At 32.0% G+C, this 25,586-nt stretch carries 29 protein-coding genes; 9 read left to right on the plus strand and 20 right to left on the minus strand.

What is annotated here, in order from left to right; all coding sequences use genetic code 11:
- Positions 1 to 76: 76 nt before the first annotated feature.
- Complete coding sequence (locus EP747_RS05835; protein ID WP_129688954.1) at positions 77 to 859, minus strand: class I SAM-dependent methyltransferase; 783 nt, start codon at positions 857 to 859, stop codon at positions 77 to 79.
- Between the two features lie 102 nt (positions 860 to 961).
- The gene (locus EP747_RS05840) at positions 962 to 1,687 is read right to left on the minus strand and encodes a MurR/RpiR family transcriptional regulator (protein WP_129688955.1); all 726 of its coding nucleotides are present in this window, start codon (positions 1,685 to 1,687) and stop codon (positions 962 to 964) included.
- Positions 1,688 to 1,930: 243 nt separating this feature from the next.
- On the opposite strand from EP747_RS05840, the gene EP747_RS05845 reads away from it, so the two are divergent.
- Entirely contained in the window at positions 1,931 to 3,367 is a 1,437-nt protein-coding gene (locus EP747_RS05845) for a glycoside hydrolase family 1 protein (RefSeq protein ID WP_129688956.1), read from the plus strand.
- Positions 3,368 to 3,472: 105 nt separating this feature from the next.
- Here the strand turns inward: EP747_RS05845 and EP747_RS05850 are convergent, their stop codons facing one another.
- The gene (locus EP747_RS05850; protein ID WP_129688957.1) at positions 3,473 to 3,883 is read right to left on the minus strand and encodes a hypothetical protein; all 411 of its coding nucleotides are present in this window, start codon (positions 3,881 to 3,883) and stop codon (positions 3,473 to 3,475) included.
- Positions 3,884 to 4,003: 120 nt separating this feature from the next.
- Positions 4,004 to 4,876, minus strand: a complete 873-nt coding sequence (htpX, locus tag EP747_RS05855; RefSeq protein ID WP_129688958.1) for a protease HtpX — start codon at positions 4,874 to 4,876, stop codon at positions 4,004 to 4,006.
- 479 nt (positions 4,877 to 5,355) lie between these two features.
- Here htpX and EP747_RS24695 point away from each other — a divergent pair, with 479 nt between their 5' ends.
- The gene (locus EP747_RS24695; protein WP_235832775.1) at positions 5,356 to 6,162 is read left to right on the plus strand and encodes a collagen-like protein; all 807 of its coding nucleotides are present in this window, start codon (positions 5,356 to 5,358) and stop codon (positions 6,160 to 6,162) included.
- A gap of 148 nt (positions 6,163 to 6,310) precedes the next feature.
- Here the strand turns inward: EP747_RS24695 and EP747_RS05865 are convergent, their stop codons facing one another.
- Positions 6,311 to 6,493 (minus strand): hypothetical protein, encoded by a 183-nt coding sequence (locus tag EP747_RS05865; RefSeq protein WP_129688959.1) that lies wholly within the window; start codon positions 6,491 to 6,493, stop codon positions 6,311 to 6,313.
- A 208-nt stretch (positions 6,494 to 6,701) separates the two neighbouring features.
- Here EP747_RS05865 and EP747_RS05870 point away from each other — a divergent pair, with 208 nt between their 5' ends.
- Entirely contained in the window at positions 6,702 to 7,460 is a 759-nt protein-coding gene (locus EP747_RS05870) for a L,D-transpeptidase family protein (protein ID WP_235832776.1), read from the plus strand.
- 213 nt (positions 7,461 to 7,673) lie between these two features.
- Here the strand turns inward: EP747_RS05870 and EP747_RS05875 are convergent, their stop codons facing one another.
- Entirely contained in the window at positions 7,674 to 7,874 is a 201-nt protein-coding gene (locus tag EP747_RS05875) for a hypothetical protein (protein WP_129688960.1), read from the minus strand.
- Between the two features lie 399 nt (positions 7,875 to 8,273).
- A complete protein-coding gene (locus EP747_RS05880; RefSeq protein WP_129688961.1) occupies positions 8,274 to 8,786 on the minus strand; it encodes a hypothetical protein in 513 nt (170 codons plus the stop codon).
- Positions 8,787 to 9,356: 570 nt separating this feature from the next.
- Here EP747_RS05880 and EP747_RS05885 point away from each other — a divergent pair.
- Positions 9,357 to 10,754, plus strand: coding sequence for an amino acid permease (locus EP747_RS05885; protein ID WP_129688962.1), 1,398 nt, complete (start codon positions 9,357 to 9,359; stop codon positions 10,752 to 10,754).
- A gap of 83 nt (positions 10,755 to 10,837) precedes the next feature.
- Here EP747_RS05885 and EP747_RS05890 read toward each other — a convergent pair whose 3' ends face one another.
- From EP747_RS05890 to EP747_RS05900, 3 genes are all read right to left on the minus strand, one after another.
- On the minus strand, positions 10,838 to 11,545 hold the full coding sequence (locus EP747_RS05890; RefSeq protein WP_129688963.1) for a DNA alkylation repair protein: 708 nt from the start codon (positions 11,543 to 11,545) through the stop codon (positions 10,838 to 10,840).
- Between the two features lie 372 nt (positions 11,546 to 11,917).
- Entirely contained in the window at positions 11,918 to 12,346 is a 429-nt protein-coding gene (locus tag EP747_RS05895; RefSeq protein WP_129688964.1) for a hypothetical protein, read from the minus strand.
- A 276-nt stretch (positions 12,347 to 12,622) separates the two neighbouring features.
- Positions 12,623 to 13,330, minus strand: a complete 708-nt coding sequence (locus EP747_RS05900; protein ID WP_129688965.1) for a hypothetical protein — start codon at positions 13,328 to 13,330, stop codon at positions 12,623 to 12,625.
- A 584-nt stretch (positions 13,331 to 13,914) separates the two neighbouring features.
- Between EP747_RS05900 and EP747_RS05905 the strand changes: the two genes are divergently transcribed.
- Positions 13,915 to 14,097, plus strand: coding sequence for a hypothetical protein (locus tag EP747_RS05905; RefSeq protein WP_069034392.1), 183 nt, complete (start codon positions 13,915 to 13,917; stop codon positions 14,095 to 14,097).
- Between the two features lie 125 nt (positions 14,098 to 14,222).
- Here the strand turns inward: EP747_RS05905 and EP747_RS05910 are convergent, their stop codons facing one another.
- From EP747_RS05910 to EP747_RS05920, 3 genes are all read right to left on the minus strand, one after another.
- Complete coding sequence (locus EP747_RS05910; RefSeq protein WP_129689113.1) at positions 14,223 to 15,002, minus strand: DUF817 domain-containing protein; 780 nt, start codon at positions 15,000 to 15,002, stop codon at positions 14,223 to 14,225.
- Between the two features lie 76 nt (positions 15,003 to 15,078).
- A complete protein-coding gene (locus EP747_RS05915) occupies positions 15,079 to 15,297 on the minus strand; it encodes a helix-turn-helix domain-containing protein (RefSeq protein WP_129688966.1) in 219 nt (72 codons plus the stop codon).
- Positions 15,298 to 15,307: 10 nt separating this feature from the next.
- Positions 15,308 to 15,790, minus strand: coding sequence for a DUF2975 domain-containing protein (locus tag EP747_RS05920; RefSeq protein ID WP_098429885.1), 483 nt, complete (start codon positions 15,788 to 15,790; stop codon positions 15,308 to 15,310).
- Between the two features lie 349 nt (positions 15,791 to 16,139).
- On the opposite strand from EP747_RS05920, the gene EP747_RS05925 reads away from it, so the two are divergent.
- Genes EP747_RS05925 through EP747_RS05935 form a run of 3 tightly spaced genes read left to right on the plus strand, consistent with a single transcriptional unit; the run spans position 16,140 to position 17,486 of the window.
- Positions 16,140 to 16,481, plus strand: a complete 342-nt coding sequence (locus tag EP747_RS05925) for a PadR family transcriptional regulator (RefSeq protein WP_129688967.1) — start codon at positions 16,140 to 16,142, stop codon at positions 16,479 to 16,481.
- A complete protein-coding gene (locus tag EP747_RS05930; RefSeq protein ID WP_129688968.1) occupies positions 16,474 to 16,956 on the plus strand; it encodes a hypothetical protein in 483 nt (160 codons plus the stop codon). Before EP747_RS05925 ends, EP747_RS05930 begins: the two co-directional genes overlap by 8 nt.
- Positions 16,953 to 17,486 carry a permease gene (locus tag EP747_RS05935; RefSeq protein ID WP_129688969.1) on the plus strand — a complete coding sequence of 178 codons (534 nt, stop codon included), beginning with the start codon at positions 16,953 to 16,955 and terminating at the stop codon, positions 17,484 to 17,486. Before EP747_RS05930 ends, EP747_RS05935 begins: the two co-directional genes overlap by 4 nt.
- A gap of 250 nt (positions 17,487 to 17,736) precedes the next feature.
- On the opposite strand, the gene EP747_RS05940 is transcribed toward EP747_RS05935, so the two are convergent.
- From EP747_RS05940 to hflX, 7 genes are all read right to left on the minus strand, one after another.
- Positions 17,737 to 18,405 carry a serine/threonine protein kinase gene (locus EP747_RS05940; protein WP_129688970.1) on the minus strand — a complete coding sequence of 223 codons (669 nt, stop codon included), beginning with the start codon at positions 18,403 to 18,405 and terminating at the stop codon, positions 17,737 to 17,739.
- 61 nt (positions 18,406 to 18,466) lie between these two features.
- Positions 18,467 to 18,916, minus strand: a complete 450-nt coding sequence (locus EP747_RS05945) for an SMI1/KNR4 family protein (RefSeq protein ID WP_129688971.1) — start codon at positions 18,914 to 18,916, stop codon at positions 18,467 to 18,469.
- Positions 18,917 to 19,155: 239 nt separating this feature from the next.
- Positions 19,156 to 20,451: an MFS transporter gene (locus EP747_RS05950; RefSeq protein WP_129688972.1), complete on the minus strand. Its 1,296-nt coding sequence runs from the start codon at positions 20,449 to 20,451 to the stop codon at positions 19,156 to 19,158.
- A gap of 138 nt (positions 20,452 to 20,589) precedes the next feature.
- Positions 20,590 to 21,291, minus strand: a complete 702-nt coding sequence (locus EP747_RS05955) for a hypothetical protein (RefSeq protein ID WP_129688973.1) — start codon at positions 21,289 to 21,291, stop codon at positions 20,590 to 20,592.
- A 159-nt stretch (positions 21,292 to 21,450) separates the two neighbouring features.
- On the minus strand, positions 21,451 to 21,789 hold the full coding sequence (locus EP747_RS05960; RefSeq protein ID WP_129689114.1) for a zinc ribbon domain-containing protein YjdM: 339 nt from the start codon (positions 21,787 to 21,789) through the stop codon (positions 21,451 to 21,453).
- 243 nt (positions 21,790 to 22,032) lie between these two features.
- Positions 22,033 to 23,304 carry an aminotransferase class I/II-fold pyridoxal phosphate-dependent enzyme gene (locus tag EP747_RS05965; RefSeq protein WP_129688974.1) on the minus strand — a complete coding sequence of 424 codons (1,272 nt, stop codon included), beginning with the start codon at positions 23,302 to 23,304 and terminating at the stop codon, positions 22,033 to 22,035.
- Between the two features lie 3 nt (positions 23,305 to 23,307).
- Positions 23,308 to 24,564, minus strand: coding sequence for a GTPase HflX (gene hflX / locus EP747_RS05970; protein ID WP_129689115.1), 1,257 nt, complete (start codon positions 24,562 to 24,564; stop codon positions 23,308 to 23,310).
- 136 nt (positions 24,565 to 24,700) lie between these two features.
- Here hflX and EP747_RS05975 point away from each other — a divergent pair, with 136 nt between their 5' ends.
- Positions 24,701 to 25,348 carry a trimeric intracellular cation channel family protein gene (locus EP747_RS05975; protein WP_235832777.1) on the plus strand — a complete coding sequence of 216 codons (648 nt, stop codon included), beginning with the start codon at positions 24,701 to 24,703 and terminating at the stop codon, positions 25,346 to 25,348.
- Positions 25,349 to 25,586: the final 238 nt, after the last annotated feature.

Below are 25,586 nucleotides of genomic sequence, written 5' to 3' on the forward strand. Positions count from 1 at the left end.
ACGAATTAAAAAATGAATATGTATTCTTCAAGTCTAAAACAAAAAAAGAGGATGTTTTATCATCCTCCAATCAAAATTAAACCCTTGCTCTAACGATGTAACGTGAATAAGTTATTGGCAATCCATTTTTCTGAGCATTTTGTTCAAATATTCGTTTTACTTCCGATAAATTATCTTCTGTTTGCTCCTTTAATAGAGATTGCTTTTGGCCGAAGCATCTTAGTTTTAAAACATCAAGTGGCGTATGTAAAAATTCAATACTATTAATGACTTGTATTTCTACACTTTCAAATCTACATTGATCAAGTCTTTGCTTTATCGTTCTTAAAATCGGTTTCTCACTATTAATTGATTGAAAAAGATTAGGAAATAATTTAGTTAATTCAGTTCCTAAATCATCACCAGGATGAAGTCCAAGGACTTTTCCTCCTTTTTTAACTACTCTTTTAATTTCTGGATAAGCTGATGTTGGGCCTTTTCGGTTATAAGCACAATCAAATTGTCCGGTTTCAAAAGGCAACCCATTTTTTGTGCTGCCAGCAATAAAAGACACATTTGATTTTTTCGATTCATTTCCACTTTTTATAAAATCATTTGTAAGATCAAACCCTACAATTTCTTTTGCTTTTTCACTACATTTAATAGTGAATTCTCCATGTCCACACCCTACGTCTAATACAGTTTTGTTATTAATCATTTCAAATACTTCATTATTAAAAATTAACTCCCCATTCGGCTCTGTAATTGTTGAATTCCAAGGATATGTGTATTCCCCATATAAATTACCTATTTGTTCATACCACTTTGTTGAATGTGGTGTTACCCAATCTTTATTTAATGTAGGATCGATTAATTTCATAAATATTAATACTCCTTTACTCTTTATCAGAATAAATAACATTCCTCACATGTTGTGAAATCCCTTCTAATAATGAGTAAAAATAATCGCAGCTCTTTTGACTTATTGATTAATTCTATATATTTCGCGCGCTATTGATTCAATTATATAGACCACTGGAACTTGAGTAGTTATATTTGCCTCTTCAAAATACTCTTCTGTTACATAATAGGGAATATTTAAATCAGAAATTTTTGCTATTGTTGATAATTTGTTGTTTGTAATACTAATAATTTTACATCCTTCTTGTTTAAGTAAATTCAGATGATTTACTGTGAAAATAGTTTCTCCAGAGACTGACAAAGCGATTGCTATACTATTTTTTGTTAATTTAGAATGAATTGGAAAATGTGGGTCTTTTATATAGAGTGAAAATTTTCCTAGACTTGAAAAGTACCTCGAACCATATTCAGCAAGAATACCTGAGCTACCTATTCCAATAAAAATTACATTTTCAGCTTTGTTTATTTCAATAGCAGCCTCTTTAACTTTATCTTCTATATCCCCTTTTAAAGACCTCTCAAAAAATTCCACTAAAGTATGATGTGCACTTTTTACGAAGGTCCTTTTCTCCTCCTCCAAATACATTTTTAGCTTTACTTTAAATTCAGAAAAGCCGTCGCAATTTAGTTTTCTACAAAAACGCAAAATTGTTGAAGTTGAAACATGGGTTTCATCTGCAATTTCACGTATACGCATGTAAGCGACTTTTTCCATATTTTGCGAAATGTAATTATATAAAGATAACTCTAACTCATTAAAAGACGCGATTTGATCATTTGAAAACATTTTATATAGTTCTCCTTTTATAACTTGGTACTAATTATATTTAATCTTTTTTATTATCTTAACATACAAAATAAAAAACACAGCGTTACATTTATGAAACAATTATTTACTTTTGTGATTAGAAACTAGATTCAATTCACATATTTACTAACATATCCGTTAACGTTATGATTCGTTTATACTCTCAATAAGTAAAAATATGAATTAATATAAACAATTAAAAAGAAATTAGGAGGAAAAAAAATGAATCAGTTTAAGTTTCCTAAAGATTTTTTATGGGGTGGTGCTACAGCTGCTAATCAAATGGAAGGCGGATTTTATGAAGGGAATAAAGGTTTAAATATAGCCGATGTTCTTCCAGGGGGGAAGGAAAGACTAAATATTTTACAGTCATCTGGATTTAATTTCGAGATTGACCGTTCAAAATATAATTATCCAAACCACGAAGGAATAGACTTCTATCACCGATATAAAGAAGATATTGCTTTATTTGCGGAAATGGGTTTTAAAGTTTTCCGAATGTCAATTGCTTGGACTAGAATCTTTCCAAATGGGAATGAATTAGATGCAAATGAAGATGGATTGGCCTTCTATGATCGTGTTTTTGACGAACTACACAAATATGGCATTGAACCAGTTGTTACAATTTCACACTATGAAATGCCAGTAAATCTTGTAAAACAATATGGCGGTTGGAGAAATCGAGAAGTAGTAACCTTCTTTGAAAGATATGTGAACGCAATCTTCAATCGTTATATAAACAAAGTAAAATATTGGATGACTTTTAATGAAATTAATAGTGGATTAATTATGCCAATTATGGGTCTTGGTTTTTCTATAAAAGAAGAAAAAGATAAATACCAACCAACATTTCAGGCGTTTCATCATCAATTTGTTGCAAGTAGTATTGCTGTCAAAGCATGTCATGAAATCATTCCAGATTCTCAAATTGGATGTATGATTTTATATGCTCCGGTTTATTCATTTGATTCGAATCCTAACAACGTAATGTATACCCTTGAAGAAGAACGCTTTTTTAATTACTTCTGTGCAGACGTTCAAGTTCGAGGCGATTATCCGTCATTTATAAAACGCTTTTTTAAAGAAAACAATATTAATATTGAAATACAAGATGGGGATTTAGAATTAATTAAAAAGGGCACTGTTGACTATATTGGGTTCAGTTATTATATGTCTAGAACAGAGAAAAAAGAAAAATCCGACTTAGAAAGCTCCCAAGGAAATCTGATTGGCGGCGTTAAAAATCCTTTCCTAAAAGCAAGTGACTGGGGCTGGGAAATTGATCCGGTAGGTTTACGAATTAGTTTAAATCAAATGTATGACCGTTACCAAGTACCGTTATTTGTTGTAGAAAACGGCCTAGGTGCATATGACAAAGTAGAAGCTGATGGATCAATTAATGATTATTATCGAATTGATTATTTACGTGAGCATATTCATGCTATGGGAGAAGCAATTCAAGATGGCGTTAATTTGATGGGTTATACTAGCTGGGGTTGCATCGATCTTGTTAGTGCATCGTCAGGTGAGTTCTCAAAACGTTATGGTTTCATTTATGTCGATAAACACGACGACGGTAGTGGAACATTAGAACGAAAAAAGAAAAAATCATTTTTCTGGTACAAAGACGTGATTGCTTCAAATGGAGAAAAACTATAATTATATATATAAAGGAACTTCATCTAATTGAAGTTCCTTTATTCATATTATAAATCCGATAGGTGTGTATTTTACGTTCAAACATTTTTTTAGACTACTAAATCCTTATTCATTTTCTATTCTCACCTTTAATTTACCATCTTTATAAATAGTTAAATAAACAGTGTCACCGACTTTCAAGGCAGGGTGAGAATTTTTATCTATTATTTCTTTTTCCATAAATCCGTATTTCTCAGAATCATCACAAACTATTTGATACTGATTTTTATTATCTGTTTTTGGAAGTTCGATAACTTCACAAACACTAGTTTTTAAATTTGAATCTACGTTAATTAATTCTTGTTTATTTACTAGTGTGATGATACTTTTTGATTTAGGAATTTTGATAATATTTGGATGCGCTTTAGCGTGATTAAAATTAATAGTAGCAATAGATATGATAATTCCGAGGGTTATAACAAAGGTACCTAAAATTATTCCTGCTGTCTTCAATTTTTCAATTTTATCTTTATCCAAATTAAAGTACACCTCATCTTTTTAGTATCTATATTCCCTAAAACTTAATGAATTCCTTCTTTCAATTTCATGCAAAAAAAAAGGCTTTTTACATCGTTAAATGTAAAAAGCCTTTAACTTTTATAATGATTTTAAACGTTCGATACGTTTTTCTAATGGTGGATGCGTTGAGAATAATCTTGCGAATTTCTCTTTTCCGCTAATTTTAAAAGCTGCAATCGATTTTTGACGATCATCAACTAATCTAATATTTCGACTTAATGATTCTAAAGCATAAATCATGTTATCTTTTCCACCAAGTTCTGCCGCATACTGATCTGCCTTAAACTCCCTTTTTCTTGAATGCCAGAAGATAATTGGGCTACTTAAAATACTGAATACAATCTCAAATACTACTGAACAAAGAAAATAAACTACATAAGATAGCTCTTCTCTTACAAAATTAGAAACAATTTTTGCCACTAAACGGGAGAAGAAAATGACAAAAGTGTTAATTATACCTTGTAATAATGTTGTAGTAACCATATCCCCATTTTTTATATGGGCAATTTCGTGTGCTAAAACACCACTAATCGCTGGGCGATCCATGGTCTCGATCATTCCACTAGAAACAGCTACTAAAGATCGTCTTTTACTAGGACCTGTTGCAAAAGCATTAACTTCAACTGAATCATATACGCCCACTTGTGGCATCTTTTTTAAACCAGCAAGTTTTGCTAAACGATAAGTCTCTTCTAGTACAAAATTAAATCGATCAACTTGTGGAGAACGAGGATCAATTAATTTTACACCCATAATCCATTTGGCCATTATCCGAGAAAATAATAATGAAATAATCGCTCCACTAAATCCTGCAATTACACTAAATGCAAGCAGTGCCCAGTATCCCCCATTTCCAATATAACGAGGTACACCTAATAATGTTGTAATCGTAGTAATTGTAATTAACACTAAAATATTAACAAAAATAAAGAAAGAAATACGTTTAAACAAAATCGTTCCTCCTCATAACTATCTCCTTATAAAATCATTATATTACCGTTTATTCTTAAATATAGAGTCTAATTTCTTATACAACCAATGCACACAATTATTTTCTTAAACTCGTATTCTTTCATTCTACTACATAATTTGCAATTTGTTTAAGATTAGTCTACTTTGCACAAAAACAATCGTAATTAAGTGAATTTTCATCTAGTTTACCTTTAAAAATGAAAAATTTTTTTAAAATTACTGGTAAAATTCATTAAACCCAATTGTAAAAAATCACCAAATTAATTTTCTTTAATTATTCAAACCAAGTCTCCTTTTTTGCATATGTTGAATGATAATATCAAATAGAAAAGTAACATTCATCTTAGGACGAGCCCAATTATTATAAAATAAAGGTGATAAATTGGGAAAAGAAGAAAAGAAAAAAAAGTGTAATTGTAAAGAATCTAAGCACCAAGAGAAATGTGAATGTCATTGTAATGAGTGTAATGGCTCTCATAAAAAACATTGCGATTGTAAATGTGAATGCAAGAAATCAAAATTGCGATCACAAATGTGATTGCCATTGTCGTAAATGTCACGGTTGCCAAATATGTTGCTGTTGCCCAGGTCCTAGAGGTAAAGACGGAAAAAGAGGAGCAACTGATGTTACTGGCCCAACTGGTCCTGCTGGCTCAACTGGGGCTGCTGGTTCAACTGGCGCTACTGGATCAACCGGGGCTGCTGGTTCAACTGGCGCTACTGGATCAACTGGGGCTGTTGGTTCAACTGGCGCTACTGGGGTCACCGGCGCTACCGGACCAACAATGAATTCTGATTGCGATTGTTGTACAACTCCAATGAGAAATGTGTTAGTACAATTGGCAGGAAGAAGAGTAACAATCTATACTGAAGACGAAAATACAACTGGTGTAATTGATGCATTGAATCCTACGATTAATGGATTTCTCTTAAATATAATGGAACCAAGTGGACAATCTATTATACCAATCTGTCACATTGTTGCAGCTGAACCAACTATTGCTGGATTACCTGTTACGTTAACTCCATCTGTTGTTAGTACCGGTTCTTGTGCTTGTTGTGAAGATCCAGTTACTGCATACTTTTTAACATTTGAAGGCTTACCTCAGATGTTTACTGTCAATACAACGGGTATGCAGATTATGAATTTTACTAATGCAACAGTTACGGATGTAGGTGAAGGTATTACAAGGTTCAATATACAAAATGGCAACAGAGATGTATTTGTATCCAATTGTCAGGTTGAACGAATTATGCCTGAATAATAAAAAGGGATCTTTTTATAGATCCTTTTTATTTATTTTTTAATGTAGTTATCTAAAATACACTTCAACCTTAGACTTTAATCTAAGCTCCATGACTTGGTATTTTTTAAAAAAATTACAATCTTTTAGATTTCTCGAATTCTATGGATTATGACAGTTTGCTAGATTTCCTCCAAATTAAAGAAAACAAAAGAATTAATATTCCTACTGAGCATCCAATAATTTGATCTAACAAAAGTTCACCTGTTCGAACTAAGTGAATGATAAAAGTTCCACCAAAAATAATGATGATTAGTAATGATAGTTGGAGCATGTAATTATTAATTTTCATCTTTTCACCTCCACTACTTTAAATATACCATTTATTTACAAGTTTATTAATACAGCTATACAAGCCAAAAGAACTGTAAAACACCGTTACAATTGTCATGTTCCTTAACTATTTTAAGCATATTTGAAAAAAATGACACACGGACAACTTCTACCATCATAGGATTAATTGATTAAGAATTTGAAAAAATGATTCGGGAGGGACGGTATTGATAAGAAAATGGCTTGCTGTTTTAATTTTAACCTGTCTTATGTTTGTGGGTATTGGTATTAAACCTAGCCAGGCAGCTACATCTCAATTCATTATAATTAATAAATCAACAAATCAACTAGCTTATTATGAAAATGGTAAACTCTACAAAGTTTTTAAAGTAGCAACTGGTAAAAGTCCATCTCTAACGCCAGAAGGTAAGTTTAAAATTGTAAATAAGATTGTAAATAGACCTTACTATACAGGTCACATTCCTGGTGGTGATCCAAGAAACCCACTCGGAAACCGTTGGCTTGGATTAAATGCCCGTGGTACATGGGGAACTACATATGCCATCCACGGTAACAATAACCCAAGCTCGATTGGAAAATACGTCAGTCATGGCTGTGTTAGAATGTATGATAATGAAGTAGAATGGCTTTTTAATAGAGTAAAATTGAGCACACCTGTTGTCATTACAACTTCAAGTAAATCATTTGACTCAATAGCAAATGCAAACGGGTATAAGGTAACAAGTAGTAATGGTGGTTCAAATGCAGTTATCCCAAGTGGAACTGTATTAAAAAAGGGAAATCGTGGAACTACAGTTAAAAAACTTCAACAAAAGCTAACAGCTCTCGGCTACAGTACAAAAGGTATCGATGGAATCTTTGGGAACAATACAGACCAAGCCGTGCGTAAATTTCAAAAAGACCGGCATTTAAAAGTAGATGGTATTGTAGGACCTGCAACGATTAAAGCGCTCGGAGGTTTATAAGTTATACTATTGCATAGAGGATATTCCTCTATTTTTTTTTATATTTTTAGTAATCAATTTGCTTTAAAACCTAAACACTAAATCTTAGCTTTGTTTATTTTTAACCAATTTACAATTAATAAAATACTAGATCTCATCTGTTCAACTATACCCATATAAGTATAAAAAAGGATCTTCTAAAATAAGAAGATCCCTTTTCATTATACCTTTCAATTAGACACTATTTTTTTCATCTTCAAATTCAAGTTTAAAATAATTAACAACACGACTATAAAATGGATATATAATCCCAATTACGATAAGAAACCAACCTATATTTGTGAGATATCTTGGACCAGAAAAATTAGAAAAATAAGTTAATGTTACAATTAATAGGCCAAACAAAATATACAAAGCAGAAACTAATTGTTTCATCATAATCTCCTTTTACATTTTTATTCTTTAATATAAATTCAATAATGAATCAACAATTCCCCTTTATCCTTTTTGAACTAGTTAACAAGGTGTACAATATCTGCTATATTAGATAATTATTTATTAAAAATAGACACTTAATATTTGGAAAGAAACATTTGTTTAAAAAATAAAGACCACCTCTAATATTTATGAGGTGGTCATAAGAAGAAGGGATTAATGGTAACCCAATTAAAGTAGCTAAGCTACACTATGGGAGGAGTTCGTTTACATTCGTTCGTCATTCGTTACACGTAAGGAAAGTAACCTGTAACTCTTCATCCGTTTGCTTATCAACCTTTTGATAGATCCATTTTTTCTCTTCTTATCCTCACAGGAAAGTCTCATTCCTGTGAGGTTTTAATAATAATCAGTACCATCAAATGGGATCATAATCGTGAAGTTTTTTGCATCGATTAATCCTGATAAGCGTGTTACTTTTCGTTCTAGTTTTAATGCTCTAGAACGATACTCTTCAGGATTAAAGTAAAGTTTCTCTACAATTATGTTTTCAGAACCATACATCGGCTGAATACGTTCCTTCTTTAATGCAAAGCTTTTACTTAGCTGTACCTCAGCACGTAGTTGTTTAGCATACTCAATCGCTTCGGTTATTGACATCTCTTCGTCTTCAATCGTAATTGTATTTTCTACATTTGCTTTTTGCATCAAGAAATCTAATTTTCGAAAATCAGTGCGAACTTTTAATAATTCACTTTCAATTTTATTCAAATCACGAACTAAACTTGGTAAAGGCTGGTTCTTTTCTACTTCAACTGTTGAATTTTCTTCAAGTTCTTCAATTAATTCACGAATTCTTTTTGTAAGAATATGTCTAATATTTAAAGCCTCAGCAAGTGTAATTTGATTCATACGATGCTCCCTTAAGTTTTTAAATTTAATAGAGTATTTAACTAGATTAGTATAAATAATATTATAGAATATTAAAAGTAATAAATACACCAATTCAGAATTTTGATAAGAATATTTTGGGAGTCCTTTTAAATCTAAAAAAATCATCTTATTAATAAAAATAAGAAATTAGATAATTTAACTCCAATTCAACTGCGTGAAGCCGCAGAGGAAATGTTAAGTAATAATTCGACTTACGGTAAAGCAATCGACAGGATAAAGAAATCTTTTCGAGAAGCTGGAGGATATCACACTAGGCAGTTAATGAGATCTTCAAATTATAATAAATGTTAAGTAACCCCTTTTCATCTTCCTAAACCTTTCTTATCTAGTCTTGCAAAAAGTAAAATGAGAGCCGATGTTCGGCTCTCATTTTTGTTGACCTAATATAAATAGATACGGATTCCTAACCAATAATAGACTGACACTGACACTCTAGTTATTTAGATATAATTCTAAAATAACTGTTTTAATTTTATACAAATGGGGAATGTATAACTAGTATTGAATAAAATTAAGGAGACCTTTTATATGGATAATAAACATTCGATAAAGCAGGCAGTACTTGACAAAAAAAGGGCTAATCTTGAAAAAGGAAAAACATCTAAACTTTCTTGGTGGCAGCTTTCTTTGATCGGAATTGGTTCGATCATTGGGGCCGGTTTCTTTTTAGGTACTGGTTTATCGATCCAAATAGCAGGTCCTGCAATATTACTCAATTACATAATCGGAGGATTCACTTCCTTTTTTGTATTTAGTGCACTTGCTGAAATGACAGTAGCAGATCCAGAGCCAGGATCTTTTAGAACGTACGCGAAAAAAGCATTTGGTAACTCGATGGGATTTGTATCTGGTTGGATGTATTGGTTATCTGGTGTATTTATAATCTCTAGTGAAGCTGTAGCACTTGGAACCTTTGCTAAATATTGGTTCCCTAATGTTCCCCTTTGGATCTTTACAGTTTTCTTTGTCATTATTGCATTCGCTATTAATCTTTTAGGCGTAAAAAATTTTGGGAAAATAGAATCGATTTTCGCCATAATAAAATTATCTACTTTAGTTATCTTTATTTTATTTGGGGTATTATTAATAACCCAAATTATTACCCCAGAAACTAATTCAGTAAAAGGATTAAACAGCATTCACCCATTTTTAGCAACAGGAATGAAAGGAATGTGGTCTGCTTTAATATTTGTATTTTTTTCTTTTGGAGGCATAGAAATAATTGGGATCGCCTCATCTGAATTGAAAAATAGAGAAGACATTCCAAAAGCGGGAATAGGAATGCTCATTGCACTAGTTGCTGTGTATATTTCATCTATTTTCTTTGTATTAATGATGGTACCTTGGACAAAGATTAATGCATCAAAAAGTCCATTCGTTTCAGCTCTATCGGTTTTTCATTTTCCTTATATCGATTCCTTTTTCAACTTAATTATTATTAGTGCTGCCTTATCAACTATGGTGGGCTCTCTTTTCTCAGTGACTAACATTATGGTTTCATTAGCGGAAGATGGTGAAGCACCTAGGAGAGTAGCAAACAGGGACAAGAGAGGAACTGCTTTAAAGGCATTATTTCTAACGGGGGTTGCAGTAGCTATTTCTCTAATATTATCTTTTATTCTACCGGGAAAAATATATGAATATATAACAACTGCAGCAGGCGTTATGATGATTTTGAATTGGACAACAATCTTATCATCACAAATTAAACTAAGAAAAGTAAGAAATAATAATGATCATTTTAAAATGTTCGGTTATCCTTACACTTCTTACTTAGGCATTATATTAATACTAGCGGGAGTCTCAGGCGGATTAGTTCACGCAACTCAAAGGATGGGTGTCTTTATTAGTTTAGGTTTAATTCTCATTATCTTCATAAGCTACTTTTTTATTTTCAAAAATAGAAAAAATTCATATCAAAATTAAAGAAAAAGCTGAATCGAAATAATAGATTCAGCTTTTTAATGTCCGTTACACCTAACATCAATTCAAAGTACTAATGTAATACATTAACACCTTACATGTTTACGCTTAAATCCTAAAAGACCTTTATCTAAATCTTTTTGAATTTTTTCAGAGCAAAGTAAAATGGTGCTTTTTTTCTTATCCTTTTTCATTTCGACTGGCCCAATTGCTTTAGCAGTTTCAACTGCTTTTTCATGTTGAGGTAAATATGAAATCGCTACTGTATAAATAAAATTATTCATTGCAGATTTTGTTCGTTCAGGAGATTCATGGATTGTATCCTTCACCTGGTCAAGCAGATCTGAAATCTTAATCTCGTCAAATTCAGTATCCGAGCGATTCCCCAAAAGCCAACAGTAACAGCTCCAACCAGCTGACATTTTAAGTTCATCTCCGCTTGCAATCCATTTATCGGCTACCTCTTGCGCAATATCTGCTTCAGCTAAAGTAACTGCAACTACATAGTCTGAAAGCATATAGAAATACGCTCCATCAATCCACCTCTCAAAGTCTTCTTCAGTCATTTTCAAAGGCTCTGCAATTATCCCCGCAAAATACATCGCATCGTAATTACCTGTTGCATATAATTGATTCGCTAATTGCTGATCCATTTTAATTTTCTTAGCGATCGGCTTCATTGCCCCTGTTGCCACTCCAAATAGTGGCTCATGTGCACCATTACTTATGTATGTCTTTTTTGTCCGCTCCTTACCGAGTGCTTCTAGCTCCTGCATAACCGTTTCCAATTCCAATGTTTTACACTTCCTTTCTTTACATTCCCACTACATTGTTTCCTTTTAGCCAAAATTTTTATCAAGCAGCTCTAAATGAGCACAAATAGATGTACCACATTGTTCAACATCAAGTTAACAGTTAAATATTAAGTTTTTGCTGTTTTATCTTTTGCAATTCACATAATTCTTCACAAAAACTTACCTTCTTTTTAGATTTAATGAAACGAAACATCCAATCACCAACTTAAAGATTAATTAATAAGTTTGCTTTTTAAACCACTACAATATTATATCATTTCTTCTACTACTAAACTGCCACACTAAATATCCAACCAATTCTTCCTTATAACATCAAAAAAAATAAGTTGCCATGACAACTCATTTAAATCATTACAACTCTATGTAATTTATTATATTTTTTATTGATTTGGCATTCTCAATACTTACACTTCTATATCCATTAAATCCATTAATTTTTATGATTGCACCACTTTTTGTGAACCAAAGTAATGAACTATATTCAACTGTTTCATCTATTGGACTTCTGAATGATAACTGAACAGCATATTTAGCTAAATCAACAATTGGTTTTTCTAATTTTTTACTAAATAAAAATATTTCTTCTAATTGACTTAATTTTGCTTGTTTTTCTACTTTTACTGGTTTAAATTTGATTACATTTTTCCCGAACTTTGTGTAGTTATAACCAATCCATATTTCATTTTTTGGTTTGGTATACTTCATTTTTTCAAAATAAAATCCACCTAAGCACACAGCTAGGATTGCTACGCATATCAAAAATATATATGGCTTTCTCAAATATAGCCCCTCCGTAAAAAAAGTCCCACTTCCTAATATGATATAACCATATTTCACCATTTTTAAAAGTAGTTTAGTACAAGAAATCTTCTAGTTTCATAGATCGTTCACATATTTTACTAGTTGTTTTTCAAATTACTAGATTTCGGTGGGAGTGCACATAATGGATTTGAGTTTTGTCTAGTAGTGAAATTATTATGTAAAGTAAAAACTCGCTAAAATTAATTAGCGAGTTTATTTTTGTATTTAAATATAGGTGTATATGTATATACAACATTACTTTGGTATAAATTTTCCAATCTCATTTGACAAAATTGAAGTATCCCACGGATACCAGTAGTAGTTAGCACCGTCAAACTCAATATGATACTTATAAGCGATTGGTTCATCTGTATACAATACAATTTCATAATGAGTAGAATCTGTATTATCATTATTTGGCTGAAAATTTGAATCTTCCTTACTATTCTTTAAGATATCCAGAAAGTTAACTATTTTTTCTTTGTCTATAATCTCTGATATCTTTTTCGCGTTAGGTGAATAAGATTGATAGATTTCAATCATATCTACTTTTTCGATTGGTACATCTTTAAAATACCACTTATAATCAGTTGTTCCTTTTGCATAATAGACTCTATATCCATTTATTGCAGTTTTGTCTTTTAAGGCAATTAATTCAGGATTACCCTTGATTGAATAAATGTCCGTTCCTTTCTCATGGAATGCTGCATCTCCATCTTTTATTTTATAATTGGGATTTGTAACATGATCTGCCACCCTGAATTTAACTTCCCCTACTTTTTCATCAATAAATTTTTCATTAGCTAAAATTCCTGATTGTATGCCATTGTACTCAACCCCATTCCATCTAACAAAGTCTACCCAATCTATAATTGATTCACTTTCTGAAGGGATGAAACGACAAGCGACAAGTAATAAAGGCAATATTATAAACGATAGCTTGAACAGTCTAACTCTTTTCATTAAAACCTCCTTAAAAAATACTCTTTTTTACATAGTATTCAATTTCTTTAATGAAATGCCCTTCATAGTTTCAGCTATAAGATTGATTAAATAAAATGACCGCCTTGTGTAAATTTGCGGTCATTTCTTATTTATTCAGTTGTTAACTAATTATCATCAAGATTTTACTTCAAACTTAATCTTGAAAATAACCCTGCATGATCCGATGGCCAAAGACCAGTTTTTGTTCGGTCACTCTGTGAATACCCGACTAGATGAGCTTAATAGATGAAATCTAATAGTAGGTGAAACGGCGATTATATTAAAAAAGTGGTTAAATGATAGGAAAGAAATAGTATTGACTGCCCATCTATGTAAAAAGAACTAGGAAACCAATTCTATTAAAAGATTAAATTGTATCCTAAAAGCCACACTCCTCTTAATTTCAATAATTCCTCCAAATTCATGTGAAATAAACTAACGAATTATTGTGTTATTTGATCTCTAATTTACCGTGACAAACGCACATTTTTTATAAATGGTTGTTTTTGAAAGCACTTACATTTCACTTGCACATAAAATATATTGAATGGAGGGATGAATGAATGGAAAGAATTTTTTTAATGTTAGCTAGTATTATAGCTGGTTTTGCTTTGATCAAAATGCCATTAGCAGGCACATTCTTATCAAGTGTAGAGCCATTAACAGATTTAATTGGTATTTTAGCTATTTTAATTTTCTCCCTTTTCCTAATATACAAAGGGTTTATGAATCTTATCGGTAAGTAGGAAATATTAGGTTTAGGAATCTTATTGAAATATACTAACGTTACAAATTAATAAATAAACCTGTATCTGATTACTAGTTAATCAAAGATACAGGTTATTTTTTATGTTGCCGAACATAAATACTTCTACATTTTTGCTTTTTTAGTGTTCTTTCCTTTAACTCTCTTTAACGTAGCTACGATCAGAAAGCTTACAATTACTAATAAGAGCCATGAACTTACTTTACCTAGATGAACTAAACTCCATGCATCCGACTGATTAGGATATTGCCATGCGCCAAAAAACGTTGCAATATTTTCAGCAATCCATATAAAAAATCCGATTAGCACGAAAGAAAGTGCAATTGGCATACGGTACTTAGTCCCATGGACTTCATAAGTGACCCAAGATTTCCAAAAAACAATTATGACAAGTCCAGATAACCACCAACGAACGTCCATCCAAAAATGGTGAGTAAAGAAATTCAAATAAATTGCTGCTGCAAGTGAAGCAACTACAAAAAATGGTGGCCAATTAATTAGTTCAACGTTTAACCTTCTCCACGCTTGACATAAATAACTTGCAACACTTGCGTACATAAAACCACTATATAGTGGCACTCCAAATAGTTTGGAGTATCCTTCCCCTGGATATGCCCATGAGCCCATATGTACTTTAAAAAGTTCAAGCGCAAGTCCAATTAAGTGAAACAGTGTAATTACCTTTAATTCATCCAATGTTTCAAGTCCAGTACGCACCATTAACCACTGCATCAAAATACAGATCAATAGTAACCAATCATATCGTGGCAGAAATGGAAGTGGCACAATTTTAGTAAAAGCTAAAGAAGCAAAAATCACAACAGGAAAAATACATGATAAAGCCTGCTCCAAACCAAATCGAACAAGTTGTTTGACCGCTCTTATAAAATGTGACTCTGCCTTTTGAAGTATTAAATTCACAATTAGCTCTCCTTCATAAATTTATATCAATCTTTACGATCTACTTGATGTCTTCATCATTTTGGTACTCTAAAATATCTCCAGGTTGACACTCTAAGGCCTTACAAATCGCTTCTAAAGTTGCAAAACGAATCGCTTTTGCCTTTCCGTTTTTCAATATAGAAAGATTCGCCATCGTAATCCCAACCTTTTCCGAAAGCTCGGTTACACTCATTTTCCTTTTTGCCAACATCACGTCAATATTGATAATAATTGCCATGTTCTTCACCTCAGACCGTTAAATCATTTTCTGATTTTATATCAATCGCTTCTTTCAAAAGCCTTTCGAGAACAGCTGCAAAGACTGCAATTACCAATGAAGCAAAAATCAAGACCATTCCAATAACAATAATTCCTGGAGCGTCATCCATATCAGCAATTAAATAAAAAAGTGGCAACCCTAGTACATACAATACACTAATTGCTATTGCACTAAATTTTATTTTCTTTAAAGCATTAACCGATAATTCCGAGAAAGCTTTGTTTTTATCAATATAGCTTAAAAGTTTAAAAGCTTGATAAAGAGCAAAATAGAAAGGAATAGCTGCTGCATAAAGATCTATAAAAATGAAATATTTCATTAAAGCAATATTCGGATAAAGCTCAGCAGCAAATTCTGCAATCTTCGGAACAACAAATATACACAATGCTAGAACTGGGAGCCCAATAAGAATCACTACTATTTTTAAAAAGAGAGTTGACCCTCGTTTCATAAAAGCACCTCACTAAATTATTTTCAATTTGAATTTACCATATATTTTATCGTTTTACAATAAATTATTGTTGTTTTTTATTATATTATTATCGTTATGAAAATATCCATACATTTTATAAATAATAAAAAAGCAATCTTCACCTAAAGAAATTCTCATATAACTCTTAAATCATTCAACCCCTCCCCCTTGGAAAGAGAAACATTTTTATAATGTTAGAGTTGTAATAACATAAAAAAACAAATATACTGTTAGTAACACATTACTGTTATTAACAGTATACTGTTTTTATCAGTTTAAAAGTAATCCATTGTAACGAAAATATACGAATTTAGGAGGTTAAATTTTTATGAAACATACAGGAAGACATACTGGTGCATTTCTTTTATTATTTTTAACAGAGGGGGATAGCTATGGTGGGAAGCTTTTGCAAAAATGTGAGGAAGAACTTCCAATCAATCCAATTGACAGTTCTATTTTATATCGCACACTAAAGCAATTAGAGACTGAGGGTGCTGTTGAATCCTATTTAGGTACATCCGAACAAGATAAACCGATAAAGATATACAAAATTACTGAAGTAGGAAAAGAAAAATTAGAAGAATTTCAAATTAACATTGAAGAAAAACTTAAAAATTTAACATTTTTCTTGAACAGATACAATGATTGGAAGGAGAAGGATCATGATTAATGCTTCGATCCTATACAGTTTAGCAATTGCTCTTACTATTATTTCTTTTATAAAAGATCGAAATAAAACAAAAGAAGCTCTATTAAAATCTTGGAGTATGTTTTGTAATATTTTTCCTGAAATTTTAACTATTATGTTTTTTGTAGGGCTATCTTTATCCTTATTAACGCCTACCATCGTTTCTTCAATTATTGGGGAACACTCAGGAATATTAGGAATTATCATATCTACTTTAATTGGTTCTGTTGGACTAATTCCTAGTTTTATCGTTTTTCCTCTTGGGGAAACGTTAGTCCAAAATGGTGCTGGACTTCCTCAAGTAGCAGTATTAATGTCTACATTAATGTCAGTAGGAATTATCACTTTACCTATGGAACAAAAATTATTTGGAAGAAGTTTTGCATATGCGCGTAATGCAAGTGGACTTTTAATGTCTCTTATATTTGCATATATTATTTGGTTGGTGATGGTATGAGTCAATTAAAAAAATATCGTTTCTTTTTTATTTTATTAATAGGGTTCATCTTTTTAACATTAATAAACCACTCACTTGGAATGAAAGCATTTCAATTAACTGGAAATAGTATATTAAATATGTTATTTCTCCTCCCTCCTGTTTTAATATTTGTTGGCTTACTTGATAAATGGGTTGAAAAAGAAACTCTTATTAAATATATGGGAGATAAATCTGGTATTTACGGCGTTCTGTTTGCTCTCTTACTAGGAGGTATTGCAGCTGGTCCTCTATACCTAGCTTTTCCGATCGCGGTACTTTTATTGAAAAAAGGCGGAAGCATTCGCTATGTTGTTTTCTTTTTAGGAGTTTGGACAACGGCTAAACTACCTGTTGTTATATATGAATTTGCTTCATTTGGTATTAAATTTACACTTATTCATATTTGTTTTGGCTTAGTATTTTACTATTTAATGGGCATACTTTTTGAAAAATTTTATCATCATAAACAATTGTTAAATTATGATAATAGCCAAGATATTTCTAAATAGAATATTCCTATGGATAAATGAAAACAGACTTTATTTTAATAATGTCTTAGTAAAGAAAAGGGATATAAAATGAGGAGAGTAATGATCCTAAACATTCCCCCCCTAAATGAATAACTACAAACACACTCAAGAAGACTAGCCCGTAAGTTAGTCTTCTTGAGCCTAAACCGCTAACTCTTTTTTAGTATCCGCATTCACAAAAAAAGCTCAATTATATAAAACATTGCACGTGTCATACCATTTCCCAGCATTATCTATCTTTAATCTTCCTCTTGAGTTTTTTGTAGAATCTATATGAGTGTCTAGTAAAATCTAGGAATCTTAATGGGATTTTAATAGGCACTTTATACAAAGTTTTTTTATATAGTTTATAGTAAGCTTTGACTATATCTTCCCACTTTTCATCCTTTCCTTTTTTGTAAAAGTCAGATATATCTACAACGTACCCCCTACCATCTTTCATCATCACATTTTTACCGTGAACATCGTATGGATTTAACCCTCGACTTATCGCATACTTAAGCGCAATATTTACATCTTTAATCACACTTTCAGGTATTCGATCACCATTTGCAAGGGCGTTGTATAACGTAATTCCTTCTAATCTTTTTAATACTAGATATTTTTCACCGAATTGTATCAATTTCGAATAAGCTGGATGCTCTCCTAATTGTTTATAGACTTGAACTTCTTTTTCTAAACCATCTACATCTTTTCCATACACTTTAACAACCACATTTGGTTCAGAATGGTGTATAAAAACAGCAGCATAATTACCTGATCCAATGCATTTCCAGCCTTCAGGTATATTCTTAACTACTATTGGGTCATTTGGACGTTCACTCTTGAGGATTACATTCGGAATTAATTCATTTTCAATCCGATCCTTAAATTCAGATTGATTTGTTAAAATAGACATTTCGTTTACCCCTTTATAACCGATTACTATTATTTCTCAATCTATCAACCTATTTAAAAATTTACCAATTCATTAAACCCTTCAAAAACACTTCAAATTTAGGTGCTATTTTGATTATTTGATCTTCATCCAAGTCAATATATATTACAGGTGGGTCAACTTTTGTCTTCCTATAATCAAGAGCAATCCAAGAATGTCCGTCACCTGAGATTAGAACAATATTACGTGGCAAACCCCATTCTTTTATTAGATACTCACTTTCTAAAATCCCAGTTTCTTCACCAATTCCTAAAATATGATCTACATTAATATGGTCATCTGCCCAAGAAGTTGGAATTTCAGTAGGAAATGAATCAAATTTAATGACTCCCCCGTTTTGTTGTTTAAGGATTTCTATGTATTTATTAGGTAATTTAATGTTAAACTTTTCTTCTGCTTTTTTTACCATCTCGTCCGTTAAGGGTTCTAATTGATATAAGTCGTTCTCCTCTAGCCAAATGCTATTCTTCATTATAAGCACCTCTTGATTAGTTTCATTTCAAGGATTAGGTTATCAAATCTATCATAATAAAAGACTTTTTTTAATAACTGATTTACCTTGCTTTTATCTTTTAATTTAGTGAGGATTAGTTCTTCTAGCTACTATTTTACCTAATAAATTAATTGTCCTACACAAAAATCGTACAAATTGTGAAATAGGAGCTGATTAATCAGCTCCTATTTTATCTTAATTATAAATTAAATTTCATTTTACATATGAAGCCCTTGTTCGCGTTCTTTCTTTCCTCCACGTGACCAAATCACGACTGGTATAAGGATTAGGGACAAAATCCCTCCAGCTAATGATAATGTTGCATAACTTGAATTGGCAACAATCATTCCAGACAATGCGCCACCTGATGCTCCTGCTAGTGCGATAAATACATCCACAGTTCCTTGAGTCTTGGCACGTGTAGTCGAATCTGTTGAATCAACGATTTGAGCAGTCCCACTGATTAGTCCAAAATTCCATCCTAATCCTAATAAAGAAAGCGCAACGACTAGGAGAATCATAGAATCACTTGGTGCTGAGGCGGCTAATACTCCTGCTAGTAATAAAGTAGCTCCAGATGCAATCGACATAGCTGTTCGACCTATTTTATCGACAAGAATACCTGTAATGAGTGAAGGAAGATACATTGAGCCAATATGGAACGCAATCACTATACCTACTTCGTTTAGTCCATGACCGTGATGTTTCATGTGAATAGGTGTCATTGTCATAATAGCAACCATAACAATTTGCGTCAGTACCATTGTCGTTGCTCCTACAGCAATACCCCTTTTTGCTTTCATACTTTCAATTTGTGTGGACTGAGCTACATCCACTTTTTGTGTTTTATTTGACTCGATTATTTTTGCTAAAATCAAAGGATCTGGATTAAGCATTATGAAAAGAAAAAGGCCGGCCAAAATAAAAGCAGTTGCGGATAAAATGAATGGACCTGCAAGTGCTGGCACGCCAATGGAGACTGCAAATTTTCCCATTGGGCCTATTAGGTTGGGACCTGCAACAGCACCAAATGTTGTAGAAACCATTGCAATACTGATCGCTTTTGCACGTTGTTTATTATTTGCTAAATCAGTTCCCGCATATCTAGCTTGCAAATTGGTTGCTGTTCCTGCTCCGTAAATCAAGAGTGAAGCAAATAAAAGGATAATACTGTTTGTCATTGCCGCAATTACTACACCGATTGCACCAAGTCCACCTGTAAAAAATCCTGCAGCAAGCCCTATTCGTCGACCAAATCTTTGAGAAAGCCTACCTACAATTAATGCCGCTCCTGCTGAACCTAATGTAAAAAGGGAAGCTGGAAGACCAGTAAAAGCATCTGTACCAAGCATTTGTTGAGCCAGTAGTGCACCGACTGTAACTCCGGCAGCTAATCCTGCTCCACCAAAAATTTGCGAAATGCTAACCATCAAAAGAGTCCGTTTATATAGCATTTTTTGTTTTTCCTCTGAATTCACATAATCCATTGCAAAATTATGCGCTCGATTATTCATTTATACACCTTCTTTTAGTCGTGCGATTTTAAAAAAATGATTGCAATACTATCAATAATGTAAACGTTTAAATACATCTCTTTTATTTTAACAAATATCAATTTATATCAAACTATTAATTTTACTTCTTTAGTAAAATTAAATCAAATCTTCACCAGAAAGAATTGCTTTGCTAGACAGATCAACAGCAAACCAAGTTGAACAGTCAAATTCATCTAATGCATAATTCCAAGCAATAACAAAATGAATTTGAGTTACTTCATTTCTTACAAGTGATGTAAGTGGTACAGAAAGTCCAGTATAGTCTTTGTTGTATTGAATTATGTTGTCTGGAAATTCTTGTTCCAATCGATTAAATTCATTCGCCATCATGTCTTTTTCATGTAATCGATTTAGTAATGTATTTCCGTCTTGTGTTCCTATTGTCATTTTAAATTCTTCATACTCAAATGATATGGCATCTAGATTTACTCCATTATTAGAACCACAAACAGTTTCCTTTAAATTGATTGGTATTAATTTTGTATCGAACTTGCAATTTAAATTTTCAACTAATGGTTTAATCCTCCAAATTCCAGCGATAACTTTTTCAACTTTCATATGATTAGGGATTTTATAATCAGGTTTGCAAATTACTAATTCGGCAATGAAATGTTGATGTTTATAACAAAGTAATGTGCCTCCATTATGGAGCGTAAAGCATTCCGAAATTTTAGCTAAGTTAGTGTAACAATTGTCGTCAATATTTAGTTCCAACGAAACATGTCCAAGAGGTGTTAAGATCTCTTTGTAACAGTTGTTTGCATGAACATAACTATTTTCACTTTGAAAAAGCTTCATAATTCCCTCTCCTAAATAACTTCACTTCTTATGAATTCACGCCATCCTCTAAAACAAATTCATTCTAATCATATTATTCAAGTTTACATATAAAACAAATGCATCGAGCCTTTTGACTTGATGCATTTGTTCTTTTAATAAAATTTAATAATAACGATACTACGCTTTTTTAACAAATTCAGACTTCAACTTCATGGCACCAAATCCTTCAATTTTACAATCGATATCGTGATCGCCTTCAACTAATCGAATACTTTTCACTTTTGTACCAATTTTAACAACAAGTGATGTGCCCTTTACTTTTAAATCTTTTATAACAGTAACTGAATCCCCATCGTTTAAAATATTTCCGTTAGCATCTTTTACTACTTTTGTTTCGTCATTCGTATTTTCTGTTTCCATTGTCCATTCATAACCACATTCTGGACAAATTAAAAGATTTCCATCTTCATATGTATATGCTGAATTACATTTAGGACAATTAGGTAGATTTTCCATTGTTTTTCCTCCGCTCATTACTAAATCTAAACTGTTTACCCAACTTCTATATACTCGCATACTCCTGACCTTAATACAATATTAGATAATCATTATCGAATTTTAATAAAAGTGTTAAGGTTAATTTAAGAATTGACCTGTAAGATATAGATATAGATAGAACCTTCTTCATTATGAAAGTAAGTCCCCAATTATTTTCATATATAAAATAGCTCATGACTAGAGGTCATGAGCTATTTTGTTTTAAATTTCTAATAGATTTTTTTCAATTAAAGAATTAACTGCCGAACAAATAGCGATTTTCACATGAGCATAAGTTAAACCACCTTGAACGTATGCAACATACGGAGCTCTTATTGGACCGTCTGCTGTTAACTCAATACTTGCACCTTGGATAAATGTCCCCGCTGCCATAATTACATCGTCTTCGTATCCAGGCATATAGTTTGCTGTTGGCGTAAAATGAGCATTGATTGGTGAAGCCGCTTGAATTGCCTGACAAAATGCAATCATTTTTTCTTTATCATCAAATTGAACAGATTGAATTAAATCTGTTCTTACCGCATCCCAAGAAGGATTTGTGTTCATTCCAAGCTTTTCTAAAAACGCTGCAGTAAATAATGCACCTTTTAATGCTTGACCAGTAATATGTGGCGCCATAAAAAATCCATGATACATATCTTGTAACGCATAAAGAGAAGCACCAGCTTCACGTCCAATTCCTGGAGATGTTAAACGATAGCCGCATTTTTCGACTAAATCTTTACGTCCTACAATATAACCACCTGTTTTTGCAAGTCCACCACCAGGATTTTTGATTAATGAACCTGCCATTAAATCTGCTCCTACATGACATGGTTCTTGTTTTTCAACAAACTCACCATAGCAATTATCTACAAAAACAATGACATTTGGATCAATTTCTTTTACAAAATCAATCATCTCTTTAATTTGTTCAATTGTATATGAAGGTCTTGTTCCGTAACCCTTTGAACGCTGAATACCGATTACTTTCGTATTACTTGTCATTTTATTTGCTACTTTTTCATAATTGATTCGTTCGTCATTTACTAATTCGATTGATTCATATCCAATACCAAAGTCTTTTAATGAGCCATTTCCACTTTCACCACGAATCCCAACGATTTCCTCTAATGTATCATATGGCTTCCCGGTAATATATAAAAGCTCATCCCCTGGTCTTAGTACGCCAAATAAAGCAGTTGAAATTGCATGAGTTCCAGAAATAATTTGTGGTCTTACTAAACCAGCTTCTCCACCTAAAACATCAGCAAAAATTTCCTCTAATGTATCCCTTCCGATATCATCATAACCATAACCAGTTGTTGGGATAAAATGACTATCACTCACTTTATGCTTTCGAAAGCTTTGTAAAACTTTGAATTGGTTATATTCAATCACTTCGTCAATTTCTTTATGGGCTTCTGAAATTAATTTTTCAACATCTTCCACTAATGGTGCAATTTTTTCCCCGTTTGATAAAAATTCTAGCATTGATTATTGCTCCTTATATATTCTATATCTTTTAACTGTATCATAAATTGAATGTTCTTTGAAAACGTAGCCAGTCATTTGATAGATTTCTACTTCTTCATTAAAGTTGATTGATTCAATCATCGTTAATTTTTTGATTTCATGAATCAATTTCCCTTCGTTTGCAGGTACAAACACTTCAAAATATTCCATGTATTGTTTACATTCAAATTCTATTCTTTGACGTAATTTACTTAAATCATCTTCATTTAAAGCACTCATTTCAATAAAACCTTCAGATGGTGACGGTACAAAGTCCTCATGAACTTGATCTATTTTATTATAGACAGTTAAAATTGGAATATTTTCAACATCTAAATCATTCAATAATTTAGAAACTGTTACTTCATGGCTTTTATAATTTTCATGAGATGCATCTACAACATGAAGAATGAAATCTGCTTCCGTTGCTTCTTCTAGTGTTGAACGGAATGCTGCAATAAGTGATGTCGGTAAATCCTGAATAAAACCAACCGTATCAGTTAGTAAAGTTGTCATACCATTTGATAAAACAAATTTTCTTGTTGTAGGATCTAATGTCGCAAACAATAAATCTTGTTCATACACATCAGATTTAGTTAGTCGATTAAATAATGTTGATTTTCCTGCATTCGTATAACCTACTAACGAAATATGAAACATTTCATTTTTCTTACGTCGCTCACGATAACGTTTACGATGTTCAACGATTATGTTTAATTGCTGTTTAATATCATCAATACGTTTTCGAATGTGGCGACGATCAGATTCTAGTTTTGTTTCACCAGGTCCTCTTGTACCAATACCTCCACCAAGTCTTGATAACTCTGTTCCTTGACCAACCAATCTTGGCATTAAATATTGTAATTGAGCTAATTCAACCTGTAATTTACCTTCTTTTGTTTTCGCTCGCTGTGCAAATATGTCTAAAATTAATTGTGTGCGGTCAATTACTCTTTTTTCTAATCTTGCAGATAAATTACGTATTTGAGATGGAGTCAGTTCATTATTAAAAATAACAACATCAGGTTCTAACTCTGCAATTGCTGCCTCTAACTCTTCTACTTTACCTGTCCCTATGTATAATGCTGGATGATATTTAGTTCTTTTTTGTGAAGTTATTAAAACTACTTCTCCATTTGCCGTTTTCGTAAGTGATGCTAATTCATCCAATGAATAATTAAAACGATCATCATCTACATTTTGAAGCTGACATCCAACTAAAATGGCTTTTTCTCTCATTTCATTCGACACAAAATTCCACCTTTTCTTTAACCAATTCTAAGCAATAAATATTCTTTACTCTTAACTGTCTCTTTATTATAATGATATCTGGACTATTTTTCATCTTTTTATTGGAGGGCAGGGGAATTGCTTTTTGGAAACATGGGAGTTATTTAGCATTATTGGTACTATTTCCTTTGCATTAAGTGGTGCAGTAGTCGCGATGGAAGAAGACTATGATTTATTTGGTGTCTATATTCTAGGCTTTGCTACAGCCTTTGGTGGCGGTGCATTACGTAATCTATTAATAGGTTATCCAATCAACTATTTATGGAATCAAACAACAAATTTTACAATTGCGTTAGTTGCGATGACAATTATCTTTTTCTTTCCGCAATTATCAAATAAACCATTTAAAAAGTTAGATATTTTATTCGATTCAATCGGTTTATCCGCTTTTGCAATTCTTGGTGCAAATTATGCCATGGAATTAAAATTACCTGTTAGCGCTGTTATTGTAGCATCTGTCTTAACTGGAATTGGTGGCGGAATCGTACGAGATCTACTTGCAAAAAGAAAACCAATGGTATTACATTCAGAAGTATATGCTTTTTGGGCAATACTTATAGGCGTTTTAATTGGAAATAAATTTGTTGATACAAATTTTGAACTTTTATTATTATTCATTGTTATTGTTCTTCTTAGACTATTATCTGTACATTATAATTGGAGTCTACCAAAAAGATCATTTAAAGACTCTACAGTTAGTCTAAACGAATCAAGCACTCAAAAATTAAATTAAAATAAATAAATAAATAAATAAATAAATAAGTCCAATAAAAACAAACCTTTTAAAATGATGGTTTGTTTTTTTTTTTTGTAAGTACAAACTGATGACATATTCTAGCCTCTGCTCTAGCGCTTCTTTGCAACAATTAACCTTATTAATCTCATTTTTCATTACCATGAATAAACAAACCAAAAAAGCGTTTGTTTTCTTCACATAATTTACCTATACTTGCCAACACTATTTTAGAAAT

It is taken from the genome of Gottfriedia acidiceleris (assembly GCF_004138285.1).
GTDB classification, from domain to species: Bacteria; Bacillota; Bacilli; order Bacillales; family Bacillaceae_G; genus Gottfriedia; species Gottfriedia acidiceleris_A.

Excerpts from the sequence above, each read along its gene's own strand:
- EP747_RS05835 (WP_129688954.1), bottom strand. The coding sequence starts at position 859 with ATGAAATTAATCGATCCTACATTAAATAAAGATTGGGTAACACCACAT.
- EP747_RS05840 (WP_129688955.1), bottom strand. The coding sequence starts at position 1,687 with ATGTTTTCAAATGATCAAATCGCGTCTTTTAATGAGTTAGAGTTATCT.
- EP747_RS05845 (WP_129688956.1), top strand. The coding sequence starts at position 1,931 with ATGAATCAGTTTAAGTTTCCTAAAGATTTTTTATGGGGTGGTGCTACA.
- EP747_RS24695 (WP_235832775.1), top strand. The coding sequence starts at position 5,356 with ATGAGTGTAATGGCTCTCATAAAAAACATTGCGATTGTAAATGTGAAT.
- EP747_RS05865 (WP_129688959.1), bottom strand. The coding sequence starts at position 6,493 with ATGAAAATTAATAATTACATGCTCCAACTATCATTACTAATCATCATT.
- EP747_RS05875 (WP_129688960.1), bottom strand. The coding sequence starts at position 7,874 with ATGAAACAATTAGTTTCTGCTTTGTATATTTTGTTTGGCCTATTAATT.
- EP747_RS05880 (WP_129688961.1), bottom strand. The coding sequence starts at position 8,786 with ATGAATCAAATTACACTTGCTGAGGCTTTAAATATTAGACATATTCTT.
- EP747_RS05885 (WP_129688962.1), top strand. The coding sequence starts at position 9,357 with ATGGATAATAAACATTCGATAAAGCAGGCAGTACTTGACAAAAAAAGG.
- EP747_RS05900 (WP_129688965.1), bottom strand. The coding sequence starts at position 13,330 with ATGAAAAGAGTTAGACTGTTCAAGCTATCGTTTATAATATTGCCTTTA.
- EP747_RS05905 (WP_069034392.1), top strand. The coding sequence starts at position 13,915 with ATGGAAAGAATTTTTTTAATGTTAGCTAGTATTATAGCTGGTTTTGCT.
- EP747_RS05915 (WP_129688966.1), bottom strand. The coding sequence starts at position 15,297 with ATGGCAATTATTATCAATATTGACGTGATGTTGGCAAAAAGGAAAATG.
- EP747_RS05920 (WP_098429885.1), bottom strand. The coding sequence starts at position 15,790 with ATGAAACGAGGGTCAACTCTCTTTTTAAAAATAGTAGTGATTCTTATT.
- EP747_RS05925 (WP_129688967.1), top strand. The coding sequence starts at position 16,140 with ATGAAACATACAGGAAGACATACTGGTGCATTTCTTTTATTATTTTTA.
- EP747_RS05930 (WP_129688968.1), top strand. The coding sequence starts at position 16,474 with ATGATTAATGCTTCGATCCTATACAGTTTAGCAATTGCTCTTACTATT.
- EP747_RS05935 (WP_129688969.1), top strand. The coding sequence starts at position 16,953 with ATGAGTCAATTAAAAAAATATCGTTTCTTTTTTATTTTATTAATAGGG.
- EP747_RS05940 (WP_129688970.1), bottom strand. The coding sequence starts at position 18,405 with ATGTCTATTTTAACAAATCAATCTGAATTTAAGGATCGGATTGAAAAT.
- EP747_RS05945 (WP_129688971.1), bottom strand. The coding sequence starts at position 18,916 with ATGAAGAATAGCATTTGGCTAGAGGAGAACGACTTATATCAATTAGAA.
- EP747_RS05950 (WP_129688972.1), bottom strand. The coding sequence starts at position 20,451 with ATGAATAATCGAGCGCATAATTTTGCAATGGATTATGTGAATTCAGAG.
- EP747_RS05955 (WP_129688973.1), bottom strand. The coding sequence starts at position 21,291 with ATGAAGCTTTTTCAAAGTGAAAATAGTTATGTTCATGCAAACAACTGT.
- EP747_RS05960 (WP_129689114.1), bottom strand. The coding sequence starts at position 21,789 with ATGGAAAATCTACCTAATTGTCCTAAATGTAATTCAGCATATACATAT.
- EP747_RS05965 (WP_129688974.1), bottom strand. The coding sequence starts at position 23,304 with ATGCTAGAATTTTTATCAAACGGGGAAAAAATTGCACCATTAGTGGAA.
- hflX (WP_129689115.1), bottom strand. The coding sequence starts at position 24,564 with ATGAGAGAAAAAGCCATTTTAGTTGGATGTCAGCTTCAAAATGTAGAT.